Below are 22,790 nucleotides of genomic sequence, written 5' to 3' on the forward strand. Positions count from 1 at the left end.
CAATAACTCCCGAAATCACCAGAAACACAGAAAACCCATGTTACACAATGGGGCGTTAGCTCAGCTGGTAGAGCAGCGGACTTTTAATCCGTTTGTCGTGGGTTCGATCCCCGCACGCCCTACCAATTCAAAGCCTAGTCAGAAATGACTGGGCTTTTTTGTTTAACGCGATTAAATGCGTTTCTTAAACAGACGATTACCTGCTATTTTGGTATACTTCAGGTAGGTGTATTAAAGATGTTCAATGGGGTGTTAGCTCAGCTGGTAGAGCAGCGGACTCTTAATCCGTTTGTCGCGAGTTCGATCCTCGCACGCCCTACCAAATTCTAAGCCTAGTCAATGTTGGCTAGGCTTTTTTATTCACCCGATGTTTATTTTCTTTTGAATGCGATGATTTTAATTCCTGAAACTGAGTACGAAATGACTGCAGTGCGCGCCCAAGGCGCGGGTGGCCAAAATGTGAATAAAGTCTCTAGTGCGATTCATTTGCGCTTTGATATTTCGGCTTCAACATTAAGCGATTGGCTTAAAGATCGATTGCTGCATTTAAAAGATAATCGCATTACGGATGCAGGTGTATTGGTGCTGAAGGCGCAGCAATATCGTACGCAAGAAGCGAATAAAAAAGATGCAGTTCAGCGATTGCACGAGATTGTAAATGTGGCAAACCAAGTTAAGCCGACACGATATGCAACTCGCCCGAGTTATGGTTCTAAACAGCGACGTTTAGAAAGTAAATTACAACGTGGGCAAATCAAGCAGTTGCGTGGCAAAATAGCGTCTGATAAAAATGAGCATTAAACTACTATGCATTTATTAGCTTTTGATACCTCAACCGAATATCTGTCACTTGCTATATTGAAAGGTGATAAAACGTTTACCTATGAGGCTAACGCAGGGCAAACCCACTCGCAAATTATATTGCCGCAAATTCAAGCTTTACTAAAGGTGGCAAATTTGCAATTCAAAGATCTGCAAGGCCTTGCTTTTGGTGCTGGCCCGGGCTCGTTTACTGGCGTGCGTATTTCTGCAGGTGTAGCGCAGGGTTTGGGGTTCGGTGCCAATTTGCCCGTGGAGGGCGTTTGTACATTATTGGCCTTGGCTTGTGAGGCGGGCGCAGATAAAGTTATTGCTTGCCTAGATGCACGAATGGGCGAGGTTTACCACGCCGCGTATGAAAAAATAGCAGGGGAGTGGCACACAATTAATGCGCCTAATTTGTATAAGCCAGATGACGTGCCAGTGCTTGCAGGTGCAGGCTGGATTGGTGCCGGTAGCGGCTGGCAGGCTTATGGTGTCAAGCTTGGCACTCGTTATGCCGGGCAATTGCAGGGAGTTAAGCCAGAGATTTTGCCTAGTGCAAGCGCGATACTTCAATTAGCGCGGCCAATATTTGCAAAAGGCGAAGCGAAATCTGCAAGTGAGGCCATGCCTATTTATATTCGTAATCGCGTGGCACTTAAAACGGCAGAGCGCGAACAAGGCCTGCGTTTGTAATGGTTCGACAAGCTCACCACAGTCGGAAACTGGAGTATCAATTTCGCCCCATGCGTATGGAAGATTTAGATACGATAATGGCGATTGAACAACATATTTACCCGTATCCGTGGACGCGTGGTAACTTTAAGGATGCATTGAATTCTGGGTATAGCGCTTGGCTACTTATGCACAATGAGGCGATTATTGGCTACTCGCTGATGATGCTCGTGCTAGATGAGGCACATTTGCTTAATTTAAGTATTGCAAAAGCCTACCAAAAACAGGGCTTGGGGCGCTATCTATTGGAATACATGGTCGAGATTGCCAAAAATAATCAGATGGCCAATATGTTTTTAGAGGTGCGACCTAGTAATCTTTCTGCTATAGCGCTTTACGAAAATATGGGTTTTAATGAAATGGCAATCCGTCGCGGTTATTATCCTGCGGCAAATGGTCGTGAAGATGCTGTTTTAATGGGCTTAGCACTGTGAGCATATTGATAATATGATGAACCGTGAAGATGTGTTACGTGAGCTGGAACTGCTTCCTGTGTGGCAGTTGCGAGCGCCCTTGCTACCGCTTGAAAAAGTTAGCCAAGCAGAATTAACGCAACTTGAATTGGTAGCTGCTATATCTGAAACTTCTGTCACGACTTCGGTCACTGAAGTTCAATTGGAGACTGTTCAGGTAGAGCTCGGAAAAACTAAAGGAATATCAGAATCTGACTCAGATTTAGAAGGGGTATTCGAGCCACAGTCCGCGATAAGTCAGTCATTGCTAGGGATTGACAGTGAAGAGGGACATTGGATGTTCGTGATGCCGAATGCCGAATGGCTTGCTGAAGAAACCTTGCTATTTCAAAATATATGTCAGGCTTTACGTATTAAAGCTAAAACTAGACGAATCTTAGCGGATTCTGCAGATGTTTTGCAGGGTGTTCAGCCTAAAGTATTGATTGCACTGGGTGAACCAACCGCTCAGGCGCTACTAGCATCTACCGCCCTACTAGAGGATTTGCGTGGCACGTTGCATTCATACCAGGGCATTTCACTGGTGGTAACTTATGATTTAACCCATTTATTGCGCCATGTGACCGATAAGGCTAAGGCATGGCAGGATTTGTGTCTTGCCTTGCAAGTGTTGCAGGATCAAGTATTTCAGGATTAAGTTTGCTGAATCTTGATTTAATAAATTTTTTACGCACTGAATTGTATACTCTTGAAATACAAAGTCTTCACCACCATCAATGAAAGTATAATTTGCTTTTAATTTTGATTTATTCATAAGGAATCAACATGCAAAAAATTTACCTAAAACTATTTGCCGCTTTACTGTTATTAAACTTGTCAGGTTGTGGCTATAACAAATTTCAATCTTTGGACGAAGAGTCTAAGGCGAGCTGGGCTGAAGTGATTAACCAGTATCAACGTCGCGCTGATTTGGTGCCAAATTTAGTAAATGTGGTTAAAGGTTATGCGGAACATGAAAAAGAAGTCCTCACGCAGGTGGCGGATGCTCGCTCAAGAGTGGGTAGTATACAAGTAACGGCTGAAGTTCTTAACGACCCAGAGCTATTGGCAAAATTTCAGGCCGCACAAGGGCAAATGACTTCTGCTTTATCTCGTTTAATGGCGGTTGCTGAAAACTATCCGAATTTAAAAGCGGATCAAGGTTTTAGAGACTTGCAGGCGCAGCTTGAAGGCACCGAAAATCGCATCACCGTCGCACGAAATCGTTACATTGATACCATTAAAGTATATAACGTGGCAGTACGTTCATTTCCAGAGAACTTAACAGCCAAGTTGTTTGGCTACCAAGTTAAACCTTCCTTCACGGTAGAAAATGAAAAGGCGATTTCAGTAGCTCCAACGGTTGATTTTGGCGATAAAAAATAATCATGTTTAAAGTCTAAATTTTAATATTAAAGTGTTCTCTCAATTTAAATTTAGCTTGGCAGAAGGTCTACAGGCACTCTGCACGACGCTGATTTTAGCGACCTGTTTAGCACATGCAGAACCAGCTATTAACGCTAAATCTGCGATACACTCGGCAACAACTGCACCTATATCTGCGCCATCACCAGCATTAAGTACCGAAGATGTCTCAAACTTAGTCAATAGGGACATTCCTGAATTAAGAGCCCACGTTATCGATTTAACTCAAACCTTAAGTCAAGCTGAGCAAAGCCAGCTTGATGCCAAACTGATGGCGTTTGAGCTGGAAAAAGGCAGTCAGATTGCGGTATTGATTGTACCTACCACACAGCCTGAAGATATTGCGCAATATGCAAATCGTGTCGCAAGGAGCTGGAAATTAGGCCGAAAACTGCAGCAAGACGGTGTTTTGTTGTTAGTAGTTAAGAATGAGCGTAAGTTGCGCATTGAGGTTGATAGTGGCCTGCAAGGTGCAATCCCTGATGTTTATGCAAAGCGCATCGTTTCTGACATTATTGCTCCAAAATTTAAAACCAACGATTATTACGGCGGAATCGACGCAGGTGTTAATCAACTTATTAGTTTGGTGAAGGGTGAAAATTTAGCTGCGCCGTCACAAAAGGATTCGCTAAATTTAAACTTACATATCGTTGATTATTGGGTTTTTTATCTAATTGCAATGGTTTTTTTATCCGAGTTTTTTACCAAGATTCTAGGCCGTTTTTTTGGATCGACCGCCACAGCAGGGGTGATGGGTGGCGCAACAGGCTTTCTCTCGATTTGGCCTGTGGGGATATTCACTGGCTTTGTTGCATTTTTTGTGGCTTTGCTGTTTTCTGCACCAAAAACCTATAGTTCAGGCGTAAAACGTGCAGGTTCCAATCGGCGGGACGGTAGTGATTCAGCCATTAATTTTATACTCGAATTATTAATGTCAAATAGATCTGGCCGAGGTGGCGGAGGTTGGAGCGATGGTGGTGGCTGGAGTGGCGGCGGGGGCAGTAGTGGTTGGAGTGGCGGTGGCGCTTCAGGTGATTGGTAATATATGAAAAGACGACATCCTATCATTCGATTTTTAAAGCATTTTTTTAGCAATCCCTGGCAAGTGAGGCGGCACTTTCCAATAACGGTATTGCGCAACATTGAGCATGCAATTGCTGAGAGTGAAAAAACACACTTAGGTGAAATTCGTTTTGTCGTTGAAGCCGGCTTGCATCCGCTGGATGTGCTTTATAAAAAATCGCCGCAAAAACGTGCGATTGAGCTTTTTGGCAGATTCAATATTTGGGATACCGAACATAATAACGGCGTCTTGATTTACCTTTTGCTGGCTGATCATGATTTTGAAATAATTGCAGATCGTGGTATTCATCAGCTTGTAGGAAATGCTGGTTGGGAGCGCATTAGCCAGCAGATGGAGTTAATGTTTAAACGCGGTGATTTTGAAGCAGGTGTGTTGTTTGGCGTTGCTGAAATTGGTGTGCTACTTACGCTACATTATCCAGCCAAGGGTGAAAACAACAATGAACTATCGAATGCGACGATTATTCTTTAGTTTAATCGCTTGCTTACTGACTGCATTGACTGCCGAAGCGGCGGTGACAGATATTTCGAAAATTTATCATGAAGTGCCTACGTTGCAGGCCTTTGATGTCTGCTATGGCGGGGGATGCGCCGAAGTCAGGCGAGTGGCACTCAGTCAAGACGAATGGAAAAAAGTTTCAGCGATATTCGCCAGCCTTGTAGATGATTCCATGCTCAATCCTGAATCAGAGCGAAGCAGAATAGCAAGAGCGATTGGCTTTTTAGAAACAATTATTGGCACAAAAATTGGTACTTCTTCCGATCGCGCAGGTACTTTTAATAACTCAAAGTTTCCTGGTCAGTTGGATTGTAATGATGAGGCAATCAACACCACAACCTATCTGCGTTTAATGCGTCATTATGGTCTAGTTAAGTTGCATGAAGTGGAGGATACGCGCACACGAAACTTTTTTATCAATGGCTGGCCACATTCAACAGCCGTGATTCATGAAATTGCCAGTGGCAATCGTTTTGCTGTAGACAGCTGGTTTTATGATAACGGTATTCCCGCTACTATTGTACCGTTTGAGGTTTGGAAATCAGGTTATATTCCAGCTGATAGCCCAATTCTCAGTCGTTGAGCAAAACTTATTTGCTTGATAGCGCAATAACTTTAGCTGACTAAATCACTGATTATATGTAAAATTCGGACTTTGATTTTTGCTCAGATTTGAAACCACTATGCGCGCCTCACAGTTTTTCTTCAACACCCAAAAAGAAGCCCCAGCTGATGCTGAATTGCAAAGCCATATTTTAATGGTACGTGCAGGGTTGATTAAGCGTTTAGGTTCAGGCCTTTATAGCTGGATGCCGCTCGGTTTACGTGTGTTGCGTAAAGTGGAGGCAATTGTTCGCGATGAGATGAATAAAGCTGGTGCGTTGGAGCTTTTAATGCCAGCAGTACAACCGCGTGAACTTTGGGATGAAACAGGCCGATGGGCGGTGTTTGGCCCGCAGATGCTTAAAATCACTGATAGACATTCACGTGAATTCTGCTTTGGCCCGACGCATGAAGAGGTGATTACTGACATTGCCCGCTCTGAAATCCGCAGCTATAAACAGTTGCCACTTAATTTTTATCAAGTGCAAACAAAATTCCGAGACGAGATTCGTCCGCGTTTTGGTGTGATGCGTGCGCGTGAGTTTATGATGAAAGATGCCTATTCATTTCACACCGATTTTGCATCACTTGAACAAACGTACCAAACCATGTATCAAGCTTATAGCAATGTATTTACTCGCTTAGGCCTAAAGTTTCGTGCGGTTAAAGCCGATACAGGTGCTATAGGAGGGGATGGTTCGCACGAGTTTCATGTGCTGGCTGATTCTGGTGAAGATGGCTTGGCCTATTGTGATGCTTCAGATTACGCGGCAAACGTCGAACTTGCTGAGGCCTTGCCTGCCAGCAACGCCAGAGCCGCGGCCGTTGAGACCATGCGAGAGGTGGAAACGCCAAAACAGACCGCTTGTGAAGATGTAGCCAAGTTATTGAATATTAGTGTTGAACGTACAGTGAAAGCAATAGCGCTTATTGCTAAAGATGAAACGGCAAATGGCAAATTCTATTTAGCATTATTGCGCGGCGATCACACCTTGAATGAAATTAAAGTCGGAAAACTGACAGGACTGTCAGATTTTAGGTTAGCAACTGAAGAAGAAATTCGTGCCAACTTAAGTTGCCCACCAGGTTTTATTGGACCAGTGAATGTGGGTGAAAACGTGACTATCGTTGCTGATAGAACTGTTGCGACAATGTCTGACTTTGTTTGTGGTGCGAATAAACCTAAATATCACTTGGCTGGCGTGAATTTTGCTAGAGATTTACCAGAGCCAAGTTTAGTGGCCGATATTCGTAATGTGGTTGAAGGTGATGCAAGCCCAGACGGCAAAGGTAAGCTATCACTTTGCCGTGGCATTGAAGTTGGACATATTTTTCAGTTGCGCACAAAATATTCAGAAGCCATGAGCGCTACTTATTTAGATGATAGCGGCGAGACTAAGGCGATGGAAATGGGTTGTTATGGCATCGGCGTGTCGCGTATTGTTGGCGCTGCGATTGAGCAGGGTAACGATACTCGTGGCATTATTTTTCCGACCAGCATGGCACCATTTGCGGTGACCATTTGTCCGATTGGTTATGATAAGTCTGAGACAATTTCGACTGCGGCAAATAACTTGTACGCTGAGTTGGTGACCGCAGGGATTGAGGTGCTACTAGACGATAGAGGTGAGCGTCCAGGTGTCATGTTTGCAGAAGCTGATTTAATGGGCATTCCACATCGTATTATCATCGGAGAGCGTGGCCTAGCAGAGAGTGTAGCAGAGTACAAAGGGAGAACGGAAGCAGAATCGAAAATGATCCCATTGATGAATGTTGTTGAGTTTTTACAAAAAGTGGCACTATAATCAAATATGTTTAAATCGTTGCAAATACTGTTGTTGGCGCTTATTGGAACTTTGGTTTCGATAACCTGCTTTGCGGGTTCGCAAAAGGAAGAACCGTTGTCGAATAGTGTCAAAGCGCTAATGCAACGTAGCATCAGCGATAGAGCCTCACCAAGGCTGGTGTTTGCAACGCCAGAAGAAGGCAGTGCTTGGTTAAATGAGATGTCTAGGCGCTTACAAAAGCGTATGCCAGATACAGAATACCGTGAAGATTTTTTGCGTACCGTGCACTATGAAGCGACCCGTGCAGGTATTGACCCGCAAATGGTGCTAGGGTTAATTCAAGTTGAAAGTGGCTTTAAAAAATATGCTGTTTCATCCGTAGGCGCGCGTGGATTTATGCAAGTGATGCCATTTTGGGTGCGTAGTATCGGCACAAATGATCATAATTTATTTCATTTACGACTTAATCTACGCTATGGGTGCACCATTTTAAGGCATTATATTGATATTGAACGCGGTGATTTGTATCGTGCTTTAGGTCGCTATAACGGTAGTTTAGGTAAGCCACAATATCCAAACCTAGTGCTTGGGGCATGGCGAAAAAATTGGGATTACTCAACCAAAAATTGGGAATATGCACCAAAAAATACCTAGAAATTGGCTTTTTCTTCAATTTACTTATGTTTAGCACTAGTTTAGTGCTAAAAAGTACCTCAAAAAAGTTTACATTTTTGTAAAAATCATTCAGTATTGCCACCAGCGTTTATATGTTAAGGGTGAATTTTCGCACTTATTCAAATAAGCCCTGCATATTACGTTGCTATTCGAATTAACTTGCTACTCAATATAATAATTAGGAGAAAAGTATGTCGAAATTAACTGCATTAGCACTAAGTATTGCTGTATTAGGTGGGGTATGGGCATTTTTGGCTTTAGGGCCGCTTGCAGGATCAGTGTTGGTATGGGCTGGCTTTATTGCGTGGGGAAGCTTTTTTCATACGGGTGGGGATAACGCAGCATTGCAAAAAACCATAGTTGGCATGATTTATGGCGCAGTGCTTGCGGGTGTGGCTTTAGCCCTAGTGGGTGCAAATCCATTAGGTTTGCCAGGTGCAGCAGGTCCAGCAGTATATATTGCAGCAACTGTGTTCTTTTTGGTGATAGTAGCAGGACAAAGTTTGTTGTCAGTAGTACCTGCTAATGTGTATGGATATGCTGCGACAGCCGCCTATGCATTACAAACTCCAAATGCGGGTAGTGTAACAGCAGCAGATTTAACAAATCCAGTATTGTTGGTTGCGTTATCTGTAGTGTTAGGCGCTTTGTTTGGCCTAGCTTCAGGCAAACTAGCGGGTGTATTAGGAAAATAATTTTGATATAGTTTTGAGCTTTAAAAAACCGCCGAATAGGCGGTTTTTTTATTGCCAATATTAATGTGAACTAAATGCGCTTGCTATTTTACTACCTTGAATCCGTAATAAGTACCAAATTCGCCCTCTGGTTCGTTATAGACAAACAGCATGTCGTTAGCATAGCCAGTGCCATTGAGATGATTGTGTGAGCGTAATTTCAGGTCTTTTGGTAGCTCACACTTATTTACATACTTGCCATTTATGTCAAAAATTAATACTGATTTATGGTCAATATCTAATAGTACAAGTTCCTCCCCCTTTACGCCGCTATACGCCACAAAGTAATCACTCACATCGTCATAGGCGGCACCAGCCTTCGCTAAGTCCAAACTAATTTCACTGACTTGCTCACGTAGTTTTAAATCTACGACGAATACTTTATTGCTGCGTCCTTGCTTTGCATAATATTGGTTGGTTTCTGGGTTGAAACTGGGCATCGTATTGGCGTCTCCAAAGGCAGGATTGAAACCGAAGATGTCTTTAGAGGAGTCTTTTATTTCGCCAGTTTCTGCTACGTCAATTGAGAACAAGCCTGTGTTTGGAGAAAATCCACCCGCACTGGAAATGTTGTAAGTAATTGTTTCTAACTTATTAGAATTTTGGTTGTAATAAATTGAGCGGTTATCATAACCTGGACGCGCAGAGTTGATGTACTTGCCTTCCGTGTCGTAGGCATGAATGAGGGATTTTGATAGGGGCGCCTCTAAGTCGCTCCCCATCGCGGCCAATCCGCCATCTGCAATATAGTAGCGCTTTAAGCTAGGGATATAGGCAACGGTCATTGGGCGCGTGCTTGGTTTTTTTGCTAACGGTATTTTGATGCCAATTTCAGCGTTTGCTAGAATCTCAGCCTTGGCTATTTGGGTTGCTAAAATTAGAGTGGCGGAAATTATTAGAGTTGAAATGCGCATAATAAATCTTTCATTTAAAACTTGATTAGGAGGTCTTGTAAGTAAATGTCTTGAGTTTAGTCAGTGTGAGTTTGAAAATCGTTCAATCTCACATAACTCAATCAGGCATCAATAGGCTTTTCAATTAGCATTGCATCGCCATAGCTAAAAAAACGGTAGTGCTTTGCAATGGCATGTGCATAAGCTTTTTTAATTGTGTCCATTCCAGCAAATGCTGACACTAGCATGAGTAGTGTGCTTTTAGGTAGGTGAAAATTAGTAAATAAGCGATCGACCACTTTAAACTGATAGCCAGGCGTAATAAATATATTGGTCTCTCCTGAGCCAGCTTGTAGTTTACCTTGCGAGTTCGATTCACATTCGCGAGTAGCGCTTTCTAAGGCGCGTAAAGCCGTAGTGCCAATTGCTGTTACCTTGCCACCTTGACGTTTCGTTTCAGCAATCATATCAACGGTGTTTTGTGAAATACTATAGTACTCACTATGCATTTTATGTTCATGAATATTTTCAACCCGCACTGGTTGAAACGTCCCAGCCCCAACATGTAAGGTGATATAGGCGATATTGACGCCTTTTTGTTTGATATTTTCTATTGTCATGCCATTAAAATGCAAACCAGCAGTTGGTGCAGCTACGGCGCCAAGGTGTTTGCTAAATACGGTTTGATAACGTTCTTCATCTTCGCTGGTAGCTTTGTGCGTGATGTAAGGCGGTAATGGAAGCGCACCATATTTTTCAAGCAAATCCAAAACAGAATATTCACTTATAAAACGTAATTCAAATAAATCATCATGCCGCGCAGTCACTTCTACATCAAAAGCATCAGCAAGTTTCACTTGGCTACCAATTTTAGGTGCACGTGATGCACGCACATGCGCATAAGCAATGTGTTGATTAATGACTCGTTCAATTAATACTTCAACATTACCACCAGTATGTTTTTGTCCGAATAAGCGCGCCTTAATTACCCGCGTGTCATTGAATATTAATAAATCGCCTGCAGATAAAAAGTTTGGCAAATCGATAAATAAATTATCGGACAACTTGCCCTCTGTAGATCCAATGTGCAGCATGCGACTAGCCGATCTCTCGAATGTTGGATGTTGTGCAATCAATTCGTCTGGTAAATAAAAATCGAAATCTTCTGTTCGCATAATTCTGATAGCTTGCTATAATGGCGGGGTTGCAATTATACAGTAATGTATTTTCCAAAAGCCCGGGTGGCGGAATTGGTAGACGCACGGGACTCAAAATCCCGCGCAGCAATGCGTGCCGGTTCGATTCCGGCCCCGGGCACCAAAATAAAATCAATGGCTTACTACAGGTAAGTCATTTTTTTTGCCTAATACATCGCCGATGTTGAGGGTGGTTTAAAGCGTCCTACAGAGACACATGCGCCTATTGGCATTCGAAATGCGGCTATTCATCCTGAATGTTATAAATCTCATTCAAATTGTTTCAGAAGTGTAACTTTTAGCTTGAGTATGCCATTTTTTTGTGCTATTTTTGTCGTGCGTCAAATTGTCGCAGTTTTAAATGTAGTAAGCGTTCTTAAAAATTATACTTTCTTCGTTTAAGGATTGTGTATGCCAGTGTCTGATTTAGGGTACAAAATCATTGCTAGGCCAAACAATTCGCTTACTGCAGAGGCTAGCATAAAGTTGCTCGCGGGTTTAGTCGGAATAGTTTTAGTGGTCGGACTTAGTTTTCTTCATATTGGCGCTTGGTTGGTGTTGCCTTTTGCTGGTTTAGAGATTCTAGGTTTTGTTTATGCTTTTTATTACATTCGAATGCATTCAGCGGATTTTGAAAGTATCACAATTGAACGCGACAGAATAGTTGTAGAAAAAAGAAATTTTAAAGAAGTAACTACCACTGTGTTTCAAAGGCATTGGGCTCAGGTTAGCGTGCGTGATGTGACCGGTAGTTGGGGGGTAATTGGTAAAAGTGGCTTGTTTATTCGTTCGCATGGAAAAGAAGTTGAGTTTGCTAAATATTTTATAAATGATGAACAGCGTGCTTTGTTGGCGTTGGAACTCAAACAAAAATTAAAAAACATTGATTAATTAGTTTTGGAGCATGTTTTATGCAAGTTTTTAAAAAAATTGGCTTAGGTTTAGCGGTATTTTTTGCTTCGCTCAGTGCGTATGCTGACTATTCATGGAATTTCCCTGAGCCAGTGACCCCAATGGCATTAGATACCTTGCATGTGCATAACAAGTTTATGCTGATTACCATGGCGATATTTGTGGTTGTTCTAGCGATTATGATTTACTCTATTTTCGCGCATCGTAAAAGTAAAGGCTATAAAGCCGTTGCAGATAAAGCGCCATCAACCGCAGTTGAGATTTTTTGGACACTTGTACCGTTTGCAATTTTATTGCTGATTGACTTTGTGATTATGGGAATTCCTGCTTATCACAGTGTGGTGATGATGGAAGATACACGTGATAAAGCCACGATGGTGATTAAAGTAACGGGCTCTCAATGGCGTTGGCAGTATGAATATTTAGATGGTGATGCAAAAGGCATTAAGTTTGTAAGTAACTTATCTACCCCAAAAGAGCAGACAGATAAGGGGTTTGAAGGTAAAAAAGACGAGCAGTATTTGCTTGAGGTTGATAATCACCTCGTATTACCAGTAGGTGAGAAGGTTCGTATTTTAATGACAGCGACTGACGTGATGCACAACTGGTGGGTGCCACAATTTGGCTCATCACGTCTCGCCGTGCCAGGTTTCCTTCGTGAAACATGGGTGCAAGTGGATAAAGCGGGTACATACCGTGGGCAATGTAAAGAGTTGTGTGGCAAAGGCCATGGCTATATGCCAGTGGTAGTTGATGCGCTACCTTTGGAAGAATATAAAACTTGGGTTGCCGCCAAAAAAGAAGAGTTAGCTAAAGCGGATGCCGGCAGCGATAAAGAGTGGACGAAAGACGAACTCGTGGCAACGGGTAAGGGTGTTTACGAGAAAAACTGTGCAGTGTGTCACCAAGTGAGTGGTGCTGGTTTGCCGCCAGCATTTCCTGCACTAACAGGAAGTAAAATTGCAACATCACCTATTTTTGGTGCTGATGGAAAATATCTTAAAGATGGTCATTTGGATCGTGTGTTAAATGGAATACGCGTAATGCCAGGCTGGAAGGCTCTACTCAACGATACCGAGATAGCAGCAGTGATTACCTATGAACGAAATGCTTTGGGAAACAGTGTGGGTGATGTTCTTCAGCCAGCGCAGGTGAAAGCTGCGCGTCAATAATTGTTAAATGTGATTTGAATTTAAATAAGAATTAATTATTTGCTTTAAGTAATTAGGAGAAAGATATGAGTACAACTACAACGGCACATCATGAAGAGCATGCTGAACATCCTTCGGGAATTATGCGCTGGCTAACCACTACCAACCATAAAGATATCGGTACGATGTACCTTACTTTCGCTTTAATTATGTTTTTTGTGGGTGGGGCCATGATTTTGGCTATCCGTGCTGAATTATTTCAGCCTGGTTTGCAACTGGTTAACCCTGAATTTTTTAACCAATTAATTGGGGTACATGCCTTGATTATGATCTTTGCAGCATTGATGCCGGCAGCTACTGGCTTTGCCAATTGGATGATACCGTTGCAAATTGGAGCGCCAGATATGGCGTTGCCGCGCTTGAATAACTGGGGGTTCTGGTTGTTGCCCCCCTCTGCAATTCTACTCACTTTACCGTTTACTCTTGCCTTGTTTGGCATAGGTGATGGCGCACTTGCTACAGGTTGGACATTCTATCCACCACTTTCAGTGCAAGGTGGAATTGGTGTAGATTTTGCAATTTTCGCAGTACATTTGCTGGGTGTTTCTTCCGTATTAGGTTCAATTAACATTATTGTAACTTTGTACAATATGCGTGCACCTGGCATGACATTAATGAAAATGCCATTGTTTTGCTGGGGATGGTTAATCACGGCTTTCTTGTTGGTTGCAACAATTCCAGTGTTGGCAGGTGCCGTTACTATGTTGCTGACAGATCGTCACTTTGGCACTCACTTCTTTGATGCGGCAGGTGGTGGAGACCCCGTTATGTTCCAGCATTTGTTTTGGTTCTTTGGTCATCCAGAGGTTTATATTTTATTATTGCCAGTTTGGGGTTTTATTCCACAGATTCTAGAAACGTTCTCACGTAAGCCAATGTATGGCTATAAAGCGCAAGTGTATTCCTTCTGGGCAATCGGCGCATTGTCAGTGGTAGTTTGGGCGCATCATTTTTTCACATCAGGAATGCCTGTACCTGCTTTGCTTTACTTTATGTATAGCACGATGGCGATTTCCTTGCCGCTTGCAGTAATGTTCTTCTGTTGGATCAAAACTATGTGGAAAGGCTCAATGAGCTTTGAAACTCCGATGTTATTTACTGTTGGTTGGATTATCTTGTTTGGTATTGGTGGTTTAACTGGCTTGGTTTTAGCAGACGTCGCCGCTGATGCCCAATATCATAATAGCTATTTCGTGGTTGCTCATTTCCATTACACCCTGTTCGCTGGTGGCATCATGGGTATTATGGCGGGCGTTTATTTCTGGCTTCCTAAAATGACTGGCCATATGTATAACGAGAAGTTGGGTAAATTACACTTCTGGTTAACTGCAATTTCATTTAACTTAACCTTTATTCCACAATTCTTCTTAGGTTTAGCAGGTATGCCACGTCGTATACCAGACTATGCATTGCAATTTGCTGAATTCAATATGATTTCATCAGTTGCAGCTTTTGCACTTGGCTTGTCACAGTTGTTGTTTGTTTACAATATTGTAACTTGTGTTAAAGGTGGTAAGAAGGCGACTGACCAAGTTTGGGAGGGTGCGCATGGCCTAGAGTGGACATTACCGTCACCGCCGCCATACCACAGCTTCTCTGAGCAACCAACAGTTAAATAAATATTAATATTGAGGATTGTAATACGCCCAGTTTATGAAGATTTCAAATATGCCAGGTGTATTTAGATAGATATGAACAACAAGGAAGTAAGCCCTAAGAATAGTAGTAAAAAAATGGCACTTATTTTGGGAGGCATTGCGTTAGTTTGTTATGTAATGTCCATACTTACCATATGGCAACAATAGACGAAGCCAGTGTAACGAGCGTTAAAGAACAGCTAGATTTAAAAAATAAACTACTTGTTCGTAAAATATTATGGATGTTGTTGGGATCGTTACTGTTTGCATTTGCGCTAGTGCCGATGTATGACGTTTTATGTAGCTTGACCGGACTTAATGGTAAAACAAACAGTACTACAGCAGTGCTATCTAAGGCAAAAGTAGATAATTCACGTTGGCTAAATGTACAGTTTACAACCAATGTAATGCCAGGATTAGGATGGAATTTTTATCCTAAGCAAGCCAACATCAAGTTACATCCTGGGCAAATTGAAACGGTAATATTTGTTGCAAAAAATACGACTAATGAAGTTGTGGTTGGTCGAGCAGTTCCGAGTGTTACGCCAGGTATAGCAGCAACAAATCTTAAGAAGATTGAATGTTTTTGTTTTGTAAACCAATCACTTAAGCCTGGAGAAGAAAAAGAAATGCCTTTACGTTTCTTTGTTAGTCCAGAACTGCCTAAGGATGTTTCTGATATGACGCTGTCATATGCTTTTTTTCCATCAGTAGATGGTGATAGATAGTTAAGTAGATTCAAGTATTACAGTGAATGATGAGGGTATGACGGTTTATTCGTCATTGTGAATTTAATATAAAAATAATGCACGGGAGTTATGTATGGCGACACATTCTAACAATCAATATTACGTACCGCACGGTAGTATTTATCCATCTATAATCTCTGTAGGTTTGCTATCACTAGCTTCAGGTTTTATTTTTAGTGTGGCTACAGATAAAAGTGCGGAATTAGCCTATTTGCATACGCCTGGTAAATGGATGATGATTTTTGGGGCACTTCTCATTTTATCTATGGTGTTTAAATGGATGGGTTCAGTAATTTCCGAGAGTGTAACGGGGAAATTTAAAAGCTGGGAAGACAAATCTTTTCGCATTGGCATGATTGTATTTATCTGTTCTGAGATAGCTTTTTTTGCGGCATTTTTTGGAGCACTATTTTATATGCGTGTTATATCTGTACCTGATTTAGCGGCTTATGCCCCAGATATCACACCATATAAAGACTTTTTGGGAACATGGCCATCGGCAGGTCCTGGAGGATTGGTATTAGGCACAGAATATAAGCCTGGTCATATGGAACCAATGGCAGCTTGGGGTTTGCCTGCAATAAATACTGCGCTTTTGTTGTCTTCGGGTGCTACCATTACTTGGGCTCACTGGGGCCTAATTAAAAATAACCGTAAGCAATTAGTAATTGGCATGGCGTTAACAGTAGCACTTGGAATTGCCTTTCTGATTTGTCAAGGGTTTGAATATCATGAGGCTTACACGGAGATGGGCTTGACGCTTGGTAGCGGTGCTTATGGTGCATCCTTCTTCATGTTAACGGGTTTTCATGGTTTTCATGTGTTGCTAGGTACGCTAATGTTGATTGTTATTACGCTACGTTGCATTAAGGGCCACTTCACACCAGAACATCATTTTGGTTTTGAAGGTGTAGCTTGGTATTGGCACTTTGTAGACGTAGTGTGGTTAGGTTTATTTATCTTTGTTTATTGGCTGTAAAAATATCAAATAAAAAAGGCGATGCTAAAACGCATCGCCTTTTTTATTTAAGATTAACTATAAACACAGATTGTTAGATGGGATGGCCAATTAGTCCGAATTTACCTGCAATTAGCAGTAAAACAAATAAGAGTATCGAGAGTCCAATTCTAACGGTGAGCGCTTTTACAGTTCTATCGCCGCCAGTTTTGTCTTTGGATAAAAAGAATAATGCCGAAAATAAACTTCCTACGATGACAATTAAAGTTAAAACAACAATGACCTTGATCAACATGATTTTGCCTAATCTGAATTTGAACACGCATTATGAGTCACATAGCAAACAAATTCAATCATGAATCAAAAGCAATGCTAAAGCCAATTCAAATTACTAAGAATCGATATCGGTTTAGACCGACGCTGGTTGGCGTGGTGATAACTTTAATTTGTATTCCGCTATTTATTAAATTGGGGTTATGGCAATACAATAAGGCGCAGCAAAAATTGCAAGTGCAAACCGCCTATAATCATGCGGAAGTGGATGAGGCAATTGCATTTCCATTGCAAGAATTAGACGGTAAGAATATTGAAGACTGGAAATTTAAGAGAGTTAGCGTTACGGGTGTATATGAGACCCAGTATCAATTTTTGCTAGATAACCAAGTAGAGGGTAAACAAGTGGGTTTCAATGTTATTACGCCATTAAGAGTTGAACATACTGCTCAATATGTATTGGTAAACCGAGGCTGGATATTAGGCAATGATACGCACAGTGATTTACCAACTTTTGCCACGCCAGAAGGCTTGCAAACGATAATTGGTCAAATATGGGTGCCTAGTAAGAAAATTTTCACATTAGAAAGCAAATCAAATGCAGTTAATGGCCAGCAAGGATGGCCAATGGTTTGGCAGAATATGGATATCGCAGGATATAGGGAGCGGGTGCCTTTTCCAGTATCTGATATGGTCATTAAGTTAGATCATAGAAGTAATGCGGGCGGATTTGTACGTAATTGGCAAGTATCTGCCGACCGTATTACCACCCATATTGGCTATGCCTATCAGTGGTTTGGATTCGCTTTTTCTGCCCTGCTTATCTTTATGTACATGAGTTTTGAAAAAATAAGGCCTGCAGATGATTCAATACATGATGCTAAGTAGTATATATTTTCAGGCTTAGATATTCAGCTGAATATAATTAAACTAATGCTCTCTATTTACTAATTTATCGAGTTTTACATGCAAAACGACCAGCAGTTATTTGAAAAAAAAGCGCAACTTAAAGGCCGTATCGTCCTAATTTTGATGCTAACATTTTTTATTGTGCCCATTATTGTTGTAATAATGATGTACAAGTTTAATTGGATGCCTAATGGCGCAAGCGTAGGTGATCTCGTTCGTCCAGCACGATTGTTAAGCACAATCGATGAACTTAAGTTGAATGATGGAAAGCCATTGCCAAGTGAGTTTTGGAAACAAAAATGGAGTGTGGTGTATATTGCAGGTGACTGCCAAATTGACTGTTTAGCCAGATTGCATGATATGCGTCAGTTATACGTTTCACTATATAAAGATATGCCGCGTGTGCAACGCGTATTAATCACCAACACTCAAGATGTTTCGCACATCAAGCTTGATTACCCAGACCTAATTATTATCAATCAACCGAGCGAAAGTCTTGTCAATTTCTCTAAACAGTTTAATGTACGTCAAGAAAATGTTTTTACAGGTAATCGTTTGTATCTAGTCGATCCCGTTGGTCATTTTATGATGAGCTATCAATCTCAAGTGCCGCTGTCAGCAATCCGCAAGGACATTACACGCCTTTTAAGATTCTCATGGGCTGGTTAACATGTATTTACCAACTACAAGCTATAAAGCATTTAAGTCTTTAGTTTTGATCGGCTTAATTCTAGCGCTATGTGTTGTTGTTCTCGGTGCTTATGTTAGGCTTACAGATGCAGGTTTGGGCTGCCCAGATTGGCCTGGCTGCTACGGTACACTTACAGTTCCTCAAAGTGAGGCTGCCATTGCAAGCGCCCAAGCTGGCTATCCAAATAGTACGATTGAAGTTGGTAAGGCTTGGCGTGAAATGGCGCATCGTTATTTGGCGGGAATCTTAGGATTAGTAGTGCTGACCATTTTTATACTCGGCTGGAGCGCTAAAAATGAAATCAAGAGTTCTCCTTGGACACCTACTTTTTTACTGGTGTTAATTGCATTTCAGGCTATGCTGGGCATGTGGACAGTCACCATGTTGCTAAAACCTGCCATTGTTAGCGCACACCTATTAGGAGGTCTGTCAACATTGGCAATGCTTACCTGGTTGGCTCATCGGCATTGGGGGCATTGCTCAGCAAATATCGTCAAATCAGGTGGAATTCGGTTGGCAGTACGATTTGCACTATTGGTATTATTTACGCAGATTTTTTTAGGTGGTTGGACAAGCACGAATTATGCAGCGCTAGCCTGTACGGATTTTCCTACTTGTCATGGCTTGTTAGTGCCTGAAATGGATTTTAAAGATGCATTCCATATCGTGCGTGAGCTAGGCCAAGGCGCGAATGGAAGTCCGCTAACGTTAGCTTCAATTACTGCAATTCAGTGGACACATAGACTTGGCGCGCTGCTAACCTTTATCTACTTAGTGTTTTTATCGCTTATTCTATTTAAATACTGGCAATTCAGGCGTTTAGTAATTTTGCTGGTACTAGCGCTCGCAACACAAATTGGTCTTGGAATTGCCAATTTGATACTGCATCTCCCTTTAGTGTTAGCGGTAGCGCATAACTTAACTGCGGGCCTGCTCGTGATCATTTTAGTAACGCTAAACTCGAAGATTACTAAGCTGTAACGGTAATTTCCAAACAATAAATACACTAAACATGTTATTTAATCACATGAAAATAAACGAGATATTTAGATGAGCATCAACTTAACCACTACACAAAGCATAGGCTTAAACGTTAAAAGCTTTTTTTCGCTTTGCAAACCAAGAGTTACCTCACTCATTGTATTTACTGCAATTATTGGTATGTATCTTGCCAAACCTGCAGGTGAAGTCATGCCCTTTGGTTTGTTGCTGGCCACTACCCTAGGAATCGCCTTTGCCTCAGGCGCAGCGGCTGCATTTAACTGCCTGATTGAACATAAAATTGATGCTGTCATGGCGCGTACAAGAGCGCGTGCATTGCCTACAGGTCAAGTATCCTCCATACAAACCATGACCTTTGCATCCCTGCTAGGGGGAGCTGGGCTGGCAATACTTTACATTTATGTAAATCCACTTACTATGTGGCTTACATTTGCTACCTTTGTTGGCTATGCAGTGATTTACACTGTGTTTTTAAAGCCAGCAACGCCGATGAACATTGTCATCGGCGGTGCATCTGGTGCTATGCCCCCAATATTAGGCTGGGCCGCCGTCAATAACACGGTTTCTCCCGAGTCACTCATTATGTTTTTAATTATTTTTGCATGGACGCCGCCCCATTTTTGGGCGCTAGCATTATACAGGCGAGAAGAGTACGCAAAAGTAGGTATGCCTATGCTTCCAGTAACGCATGGCGAAGCATTTACATTATTACACATATTGCTCTACACAGTTATTTTAGTAGCAGTGTCGCTGATGCCTTACGGACTCGGAATGAGTAGCTTAATTTATCTAATATCAGCAATTATCTTAAATGCTATTTTTATGGCTTATGTCATTGGACTCTATCGACACTATTCCGATGATTTGGCAAAAAGAACATTCAAATATTCAATTATTTATTTAACACTGCTTTTTGCCGCATTATTGGTAGACCATTATTGGTTTATTTAAATAATTAAAATTTATTGAGAATAAAACGTGATGAATTAGTTAGATGTTTGGAAATAGTTTGATCATCGAGCCTATTTAAAGAATAGCGAGACATTTGGACTTCATTTGATGCAATGCAGAAAATGCAATTGAAGAATTCTGGATTAAATTTACTCGAAATTATAGCTATGAATTACTGAATGCTAATTTAGACCATTACAGTCGCTAACTTGGCAGTCGGGGATTCTAAATTACAGTCATTAAGAGTTAGCTCGTTTACTTAAGTAAACTTTAATGGAGTCAGGAAAGTAGGTTAACTTGTACATCAACTACCATAATAGGCGACATCAAACCGAATCCAATGAAACTACCTGAAACTGGAGGAACAGCTTCTGGGTTCCGCGCAACTGCAACTGCAATATGCCGATTGCCAGTCACTTCGCCAATCGTTGGATCAAAACCTTTCCAACCTGTACCTGGTAAATAAACCTCAACCCATGCATGCGTCGTGGCATTGCCCACTTCTGTCGCTGGCGCATGTAAATATCCACTGACAAAGCGACTCGCTAAACCTAAACAGCGGCATGCTTCTATAAAAAGCGTAGCAAAGTCACGGCATGAACCACTTCGCTGCGATAACGTTTCCGTGGGTGACTGTACACCAGCTTCTTCTCTTATTTGGTAGCGAAAACTTTGGCTAATAGTTCGATTTAAGTTCTTTAGCAGGCTAAACGTTTCCATCCCGTTTAAACCTTGCTGTTGCAACCAAGCATTTACAATATATTGGTCTTTGTAAAAAGTAGCTTGTTGAAAAATAGCTAAATCTGCTTGTTCATCTAGTGCATAGCTAAATGGATATTGAGTGGCATAGCTTTCTAACATAAAGTCTAGAGGTGTTTGGTCATAATGCTGAATCACGACTTCACTAGCGATGGTCAGCTTGTTTGAGTATTCCAGAAAATTCACGAGAGCAAGTGAGTTATCAAACACATCCCTTTGCCATTTGATGTTGTAAGCAGGCGAGATTTCTAACTTTGAAGACTCTATTCGTACATCATGTCCTTCACGTGGACGCAGTAAAAGCTTATGTTGATTTAACGTTACCTGTGAAGGAAACGTATATTCTGTCAGATGTTTGATACGTAATCTTTGCATGGATGAGTTTAATCGCTTTAATTAGGCGCTGAATCTAACAACTCAACATTCACCGACATGGCTTGTGGATATAACGCTGGGCCAAATTGGTTAAATATCGCCACATCAGCTGCATCACGTCCGTAAGCAACTGTAACTCGGCCACCTACTGGGCTCGCTTGGGTTGCATCAAAGGTATACCAGCGTCCCCCCACGTAAGCCTCAAACCAAGCATGAAAATCCATAGGCTTTAGTCCATGTAAATAGCCAACCACCATGCGCGCAGGAATACATAAGCCACGGCAAAGCGCGATGCTAAGATGTGCTAATTCGCGACATACACCCTCGCGCTGCTGATTGACCTCTACTGCAGAAAGTTGAAAGTGGACTGAATCTGGATTAAACCTAACATTGCTTTGTATCCAAGAAACAATAGTAGCTACTTGGTCGTAACCTGGCGTTACGCCAGCTACAATTTCCTGACCAAGGTCAATAAATCGGTCGGATTCACAATAGCGTGTGGGTAAAAGATAGGTCAGCACATCATCAGGAAGATTTTGCACTTCATCAAATGGCGCCCCTGCACAAACATCAATGTTATCAGCAGTCATAATATCGGCTGATGTACGAATGGAAAACTCACCTGCTGGTGCGATAAGACGTTGACATAGATTGCCATAATTATCGGTATATTCAACCACTGGCACACTAGGCGTAAGCGTATAAGATTCACGCGCAATCCACTGATTCAAACCACTGCGCGGCCTAAGCATTAGGATAAACGGGGTTGCAATGGCCACGTCAAAAGTAATATCACATCGAGTACGAAGCCACACAGTTGTTTTTCCTTTAATTGACTCAGCTATTTTGATGGAAACCATGTGTTGATAGCTGAGTTGTTCAAAAGATACAGCAATAACTGTTCCAATGCTTAACTATTAAAGTGATGTGTTTATACTGAGTTGATATTCAGTCTGAGATTGTCTCTAGATCTTATTTTAAGGCATCACTTAGCTTAGCCCCATGCACTAACTAATCGCCTTAATAATTTATTATGCACCAAAATGACGCGTTAAAAATATCAAGTCGCACGATTTGAGTTTCATATGGTTGGTAAATAAGATAAAAAACACTTAAAAGGCATATTAAATAAAGGGATTTACTACCTTAGCTATAGTTGGCACGCGCCTTGCAAGTAAGTCATTACTATGGCTTCTATTGATTATAAAAATAAACTTCTAACCGCATTTGATGAGTCAATTGATACAAAAAATGGGGTTAGGCAAGTTTACAAACCTTATGCTGACTGGTTAGCTGGCAAAAATTTTTCTCAACTTGTGCAAAAATCTCGCGATGCGGAATTGCTATTCCGACGCGTGGGTATCACATTTGCAGTTTACGGCGAGGAAGAGGGCGCAGAGCGCCTAATTCCGTTTGATGTGATTCCGCGAATTTTGGCCGCAAGTGAATGGGGAAAGCTCTCAGAAGGCGCTTGCCAGCG

General features: G+C 41.7%; 25 protein-coding genes, 3 tRNA genes and 1 pseudogene. 24 read left to right on the plus strand and 5 right to left on the minus strand.

All coding sequences use genetic code 11. The annotated features are described in order from the left end of the window. Positions 1-49 precede the first annotated feature (49 nt). The 13 genes from HOO90_RS09675 to HOO90_RS09735 all read left to right on the plus strand — a co-directional run bounded on the left by HOO90_RS09675 (position 50) and on the right by HOO90_RS09735 (position 8,755). Positions 50-125, plus strand: a tRNA-Lys gene (locus HOO90_RS09675). A 121-nt stretch (positions 126-246) separates the two neighbouring features. Next, a tRNA-Lys gene (locus HOO90_RS09680) sits at positions 247-322 on the plus strand. Between the two features lie 17 nt (positions 323-339). Then, on the plus strand, positions 340-801 hold the full coding sequence (arfB, locus tag HOO90_RS09685; protein ID WP_366928757.1) for an alternative ribosome rescue aminoacyl-tRNA hydrolase ArfB: 462 nt from the start codon (positions 340-342) through the stop codon (positions 799-801). A 6-nt stretch (positions 802-807) separates the two neighbouring features. Next, entirely contained in the window at positions 808-1,497 is a 690-nt protein-coding gene (tsaB, locus tag HOO90_RS09690) for a tRNA (adenosine(37)-N6)-threonylcarbamoyltransferase complex dimerization subunit type 1 TsaB (protein WP_292842507.1), read from the plus strand. Further along, complete coding sequence (rimI, locus tag HOO90_RS09695) at positions 1,497-1,970, plus strand: ribosomal protein S18-alanine N-acetyltransferase (RefSeq protein WP_292842509.1); 474 nt, start codon at positions 1,497-1,499, stop codon at positions 1,968-1,970. The genes tsaB and rimI overlap by 1 nt, the downstream gene beginning before the upstream one ends. Positions 1,971-1,983: 13 nt before the next feature. Beyond that, positions 1,984-2,646 carry a hypothetical protein gene (locus HOO90_RS09700; protein ID WP_292842511.1) on the plus strand — a complete coding sequence of 221 codons (663 nt, stop codon included), beginning with the start codon at positions 1,984-1,986 and terminating at the stop codon, positions 2,644-2,646. Between the two features lie 128 nt (positions 2,647-2,774). Beyond that, positions 2,775-3,374: a LemA family protein gene (locus HOO90_RS09705; protein ID WP_292842513.1), complete on the plus strand. Its 600-nt coding sequence runs from the start codon at positions 2,775-2,777 to the stop codon at positions 3,372-3,374. Positions 3,375-3,405: 31 nt separating this feature from the next. Further along, positions 3,406-4,455 carry a TPM domain-containing protein gene (locus HOO90_RS09710; RefSeq protein ID WP_292842515.1) on the plus strand — a complete coding sequence of 350 codons (1,050 nt, stop codon included), beginning with the start codon at positions 3,406-3,408 and terminating at the stop codon, positions 4,453-4,455. A gap of 3 nt (positions 4,456-4,458) precedes the next feature. Beyond that, the gene (locus tag HOO90_RS09715; RefSeq protein ID WP_292842517.1) at positions 4,459-4,968 is read left to right on the plus strand and encodes a TPM domain-containing protein; all 510 of its coding nucleotides are present in this window, start codon (positions 4,459-4,461) and stop codon (positions 4,966-4,968) included. Next, positions 4,949-5,578: a hypothetical protein gene (locus tag HOO90_RS09720; RefSeq protein WP_292842518.1), complete on the plus strand. Its 630-nt coding sequence runs from the start codon at positions 4,949-4,951 to the stop codon at positions 5,576-5,578. Before HOO90_RS09715 ends, HOO90_RS09720 begins: the two co-directional genes overlap by 20 nt. A gap of 100 nt (positions 5,579-5,678) precedes the next feature. Continuing rightward, positions 5,679-7,403 (plus strand): proline--tRNA ligase, encoded by a 1,725-nt coding sequence (locus HOO90_RS09725; protein WP_292842521.1) that lies wholly within the window; start codon positions 5,679-5,681, stop codon positions 7,401-7,403. A gap of 6 nt (positions 7,404-7,409) precedes the next feature. Then, on the plus strand, positions 7,410-8,039 hold the full coding sequence (locus HOO90_RS09730) for a lytic transglycosylase domain-containing protein (protein ID WP_292842522.1): 630 nt from the start codon (positions 7,410-7,412) through the stop codon (positions 8,037-8,039). A gap of 212 nt (positions 8,040-8,251) precedes the next feature. After that, positions 8,252-8,755: a DUF1097 domain-containing protein gene (locus HOO90_RS09735; protein WP_292842524.1), complete on the plus strand. Its 504-nt coding sequence runs from the start codon at positions 8,252-8,254 to the stop codon at positions 8,753-8,755. An 83-nt stretch (positions 8,756-8,838) separates the two neighbouring features. Here the strand turns inward: HOO90_RS09735 and HOO90_RS09740 are convergent, their stop codons facing one another. Then, entirely contained in the window at positions 8,839-9,708 is an 870-nt protein-coding gene (locus HOO90_RS09740) for a hypothetical protein (RefSeq protein WP_292842526.1), read from the minus strand. Between the two features lie 101 nt (positions 9,709-9,809). Beyond that, on the minus strand, positions 9,810-10,862 hold the full coding sequence (gene queA, locus HOO90_RS09745) for a tRNA preQ1(34) S-adenosylmethionine ribosyltransferase-isomerase QueA (protein ID WP_292842528.1): 1,053 nt from the start codon (positions 10,860-10,862) through the stop codon (positions 9,810-9,812). A gap of 60 nt (positions 10,863-10,922) precedes the next feature. Between queA and HOO90_RS09750 the strand changes: the two genes are divergently transcribed. The 6 genes from HOO90_RS09750 (at position 10,923) to HOO90_RS09775 (ending at position 16,371) form a co-directional block, all read left to right on the plus strand. Beyond that, positions 10,923-11,007: transfer RNA gene (locus HOO90_RS09750), tRNA-Leu, on the plus strand. Between the two features lie 287 nt (positions 11,008-11,294). Beyond that, a complete protein-coding gene (locus HOO90_RS09755) occupies positions 11,295-11,774 on the plus strand; it encodes a DUF2244 domain-containing protein (protein WP_292842530.1) in 480 nt (159 codons plus the stop codon). A 20-nt stretch (positions 11,775-11,794) separates the two neighbouring features. Next, positions 11,795-12,967, plus strand: coding sequence for a cytochrome c oxidase subunit II (gene coxB / locus HOO90_RS09760; protein WP_292842531.1), 1,173 nt, complete (start codon positions 11,795-11,797; stop codon positions 12,965-12,967). A gap of 65 nt (positions 12,968-13,032) precedes the next feature. Beyond that, positions 13,033-14,625, plus strand: coding sequence for a cytochrome c oxidase subunit I (gene ctaD / locus HOO90_RS09765; protein WP_292842533.1), 1,593 nt, complete (start codon positions 13,033-13,035; stop codon positions 14,623-14,625). 173 nt (positions 14,626-14,798) lie between these two features. Then, positions 14,799-15,371 (plus strand): cytochrome c oxidase assembly protein, encoded by a 573-nt coding sequence (locus tag HOO90_RS09770; protein WP_292842535.1) that lies wholly within the window; start codon positions 14,799-14,801, stop codon positions 15,369-15,371. A 94-nt stretch (positions 15,372-15,465) separates the two neighbouring features. Then, positions 15,466-16,371: a cytochrome c oxidase subunit 3 gene (locus tag HOO90_RS09775; protein WP_292842537.1), complete on the plus strand. Its 906-nt coding sequence runs from the start codon at positions 15,466-15,468 to the stop codon at positions 16,369-16,371. Between the two features lie 73 nt (positions 16,372-16,444). Here the strand turns inward: HOO90_RS09775 and HOO90_RS09780 are convergent, their stop codons facing one another. Beyond that, positions 16,445-16,645 (minus strand): twin transmembrane helix small protein, encoded by a 201-nt coding sequence (locus tag HOO90_RS09780; protein ID WP_292842539.1) that lies wholly within the window; start codon positions 16,643-16,645, stop codon positions 16,445-16,447. A gap of 32 nt (positions 16,646-16,677) precedes the next feature. On the opposite strand from HOO90_RS09780, the gene HOO90_RS09785 reads away from it, so the two are divergent. From HOO90_RS09785 to cyoE, 4 genes are all read left to right on the plus strand, one after another. Continuing rightward, positions 16,678-17,511, plus strand: coding sequence for an SURF1 family protein (locus HOO90_RS09785; RefSeq protein WP_292842541.1), 834 nt, complete (start codon positions 16,678-16,680; stop codon positions 17,509-17,511). Positions 17,512-17,589: 78 nt separating this feature from the next. Further along, a complete protein-coding gene (locus tag HOO90_RS09790; protein ID WP_292842543.1) occupies positions 17,590-18,201 on the plus strand; it encodes a hypothetical protein in 612 nt (203 codons plus the stop codon). Position 18,202: 1 nt separating this feature from the next. Then, positions 18,203-19,204 carry a heme A synthase gene (locus HOO90_RS09795; RefSeq protein ID WP_292842544.1) on the plus strand — a complete coding sequence of 334 codons (1,002 nt, stop codon included), beginning with the start codon at positions 18,203-18,205 and terminating at the stop codon, positions 19,202-19,204. 69 nt (positions 19,205-19,273) lie between these two features. Beyond that, positions 19,274-20,176 (plus strand): heme o synthase, encoded by a 903-nt coding sequence (gene cyoE / locus HOO90_RS09800; protein ID WP_292842545.1) that lies wholly within the window; start codon positions 19,274-19,276, stop codon positions 20,174-20,176. A 279-nt stretch (positions 20,177-20,455) separates the two neighbouring features. Here the strand turns inward: cyoE and HOO90_RS09805 are convergent, their stop codons facing one another. Together HOO90_RS09805 and HOO90_RS09810 are read right to left on the minus strand one after the other, a co-directional pair. Next, positions 20,456-21,310 (minus strand): transglutaminase family protein, encoded by an 855-nt coding sequence (locus tag HOO90_RS09805; RefSeq protein WP_292842546.1) that lies wholly within the window; start codon positions 21,308-21,310, stop codon positions 20,456-20,458. Between the two features lie 17 nt (positions 21,311-21,327). Further along, entirely contained in the window at positions 21,328-22,125 is a 798-nt protein-coding gene (locus tag HOO90_RS09810) for a transglutaminase family protein (protein ID WP_292842548.1), read from the minus strand. Positions 22,126-22,497: 372 nt separating this feature from the next. Here HOO90_RS09810 and HOO90_RS09815 point away from each other — a divergent pair. Beyond that, positions 22,498-22,790: pseudogene (locus tag HOO90_RS09815) on the plus strand (circularly permuted type 2 ATP-grasp protein); the annotation flags it as partial.

Origin of the sequence: Methylotenera sp. (assembly GCF_013141425.1) — a bacterium.
Taxonomy (GTDB): Bacteria; Pseudomonadota; Gammaproteobacteria; order Burkholderiales; family Methylophilaceae; genus Methylotenera.

Bases quoted from the DNA above. Each gene is read 5' to 3' on its own strand.
- arfB (WP_366928757.1), top strand. From the start codon at position 340: ATGTTGGCTAGGCTTTTTTATTCACCCGATGTTTATTTTCTTTTGAAT.
- tsaB (WP_292842507.1), top strand. From the start codon at position 808: ATGCATTTATTAGCTTTTGATACCTCAACCGAATATCTGTCACTTGCT.
- rimI (WP_292842509.1), top strand. From the start codon at position 1,497: ATGGTTCGACAAGCTCACCACAGTCGGAAACTGGAGTATCAATTTCGC.
- HOO90_RS09700 (WP_292842511.1), top strand. From the start codon at position 1,984: ATGATGAACCGTGAAGATGTGTTACGTGAGCTGGAACTGCTTCCTGTG.
- HOO90_RS09705 (WP_292842513.1), top strand. From the start codon at position 2,775: ATGCAAAAAATTTACCTAAAACTATTTGCCGCTTTACTGTTATTAAAC.
- HOO90_RS09715 (WP_292842517.1), top strand. From the start codon at position 4,459: ATGAAAAGACGACATCCTATCATTCGATTTTTAAAGCATTTTTTTAGC.
- HOO90_RS09720 (WP_292842518.1), top strand. From the start codon at position 4,949: ATGCGACGATTATTCTTTAGTTTAATCGCTTGCTTACTGACTGCATTG.
- HOO90_RS09725 (WP_292842521.1), top strand. From the start codon at position 5,679: ATGCGCGCCTCACAGTTTTTCTTCAACACCCAAAAAGAAGCCCCAGCT.
- HOO90_RS09730 (WP_292842522.1), top strand. From the start codon at position 7,410: ATGTTTAAATCGTTGCAAATACTGTTGTTGGCGCTTATTGGAACTTTG.
- HOO90_RS09735 (WP_292842524.1), top strand. From the start codon at position 8,252: ATGTCGAAATTAACTGCATTAGCACTAAGTATTGCTGTATTAGGTGGG.
- HOO90_RS09740 (WP_292842526.1), bottom strand. From the start codon at position 9,708: ATGCGCATTTCAACTCTAATAATTTCCGCCACTCTAATTTTAGCAACC.
- queA (WP_292842528.1), bottom strand. From the start codon at position 10,862: ATGCGAACAGAAGATTTCGATTTTTATTTACCAGACGAATTGATTGCA.
- HOO90_RS09755 (WP_292842530.1), top strand. From the start codon at position 11,295: ATGCCAGTGTCTGATTTAGGGTACAAAATCATTGCTAGGCCAAACAAT.
- coxB (WP_292842531.1), top strand. From the start codon at position 11,795: ATGCAAGTTTTTAAAAAAATTGGCTTAGGTTTAGCGGTATTTTTTGCT.
- ctaD (WP_292842533.1), top strand. From the start codon at position 13,033: ATGAGTACAACTACAACGGCACATCATGAAGAGCATGCTGAACATCCT.
- HOO90_RS09770 (WP_292842535.1), top strand. From the start codon at position 14,799: ATGGCAACAATAGACGAAGCCAGTGTAACGAGCGTTAAAGAACAGCTA.
- HOO90_RS09775 (WP_292842537.1), top strand. From the start codon at position 15,466: ATGGCGACACATTCTAACAATCAATATTACGTACCGCACGGTAGTATT.
- HOO90_RS09780 (WP_292842539.1), bottom strand. From the start codon at position 16,645: ATGTTGATCAAGGTCATTGTTGTTTTAACTTTAATTGTCATCGTAGGA.
- HOO90_RS09785 (WP_292842541.1), top strand. From the start codon at position 16,678: ATGAGTCACATAGCAAACAAATTCAATCATGAATCAAAAGCAATGCTA.
- HOO90_RS09790 (WP_292842543.1), top strand. From the start codon at position 17,590: ATGCAAAACGACCAGCAGTTATTTGAAAAAAAAGCGCAACTTAAAGGC.
- HOO90_RS09795 (WP_292842544.1), top strand. From the start codon at position 18,203: ATGTATTTACCAACTACAAGCTATAAAGCATTTAAGTCTTTAGTTTTG.
- cyoE (WP_292842545.1), top strand. From the start codon at position 19,274: ATGAGCATCAACTTAACCACTACACAAAGCATAGGCTTAAACGTTAAA.
- HOO90_RS09805 (WP_292842546.1), bottom strand. From the start codon at position 21,310: ATGCAAAGATTACGTATCAAACATCTGACAGAATATACGTTTCCTTCA.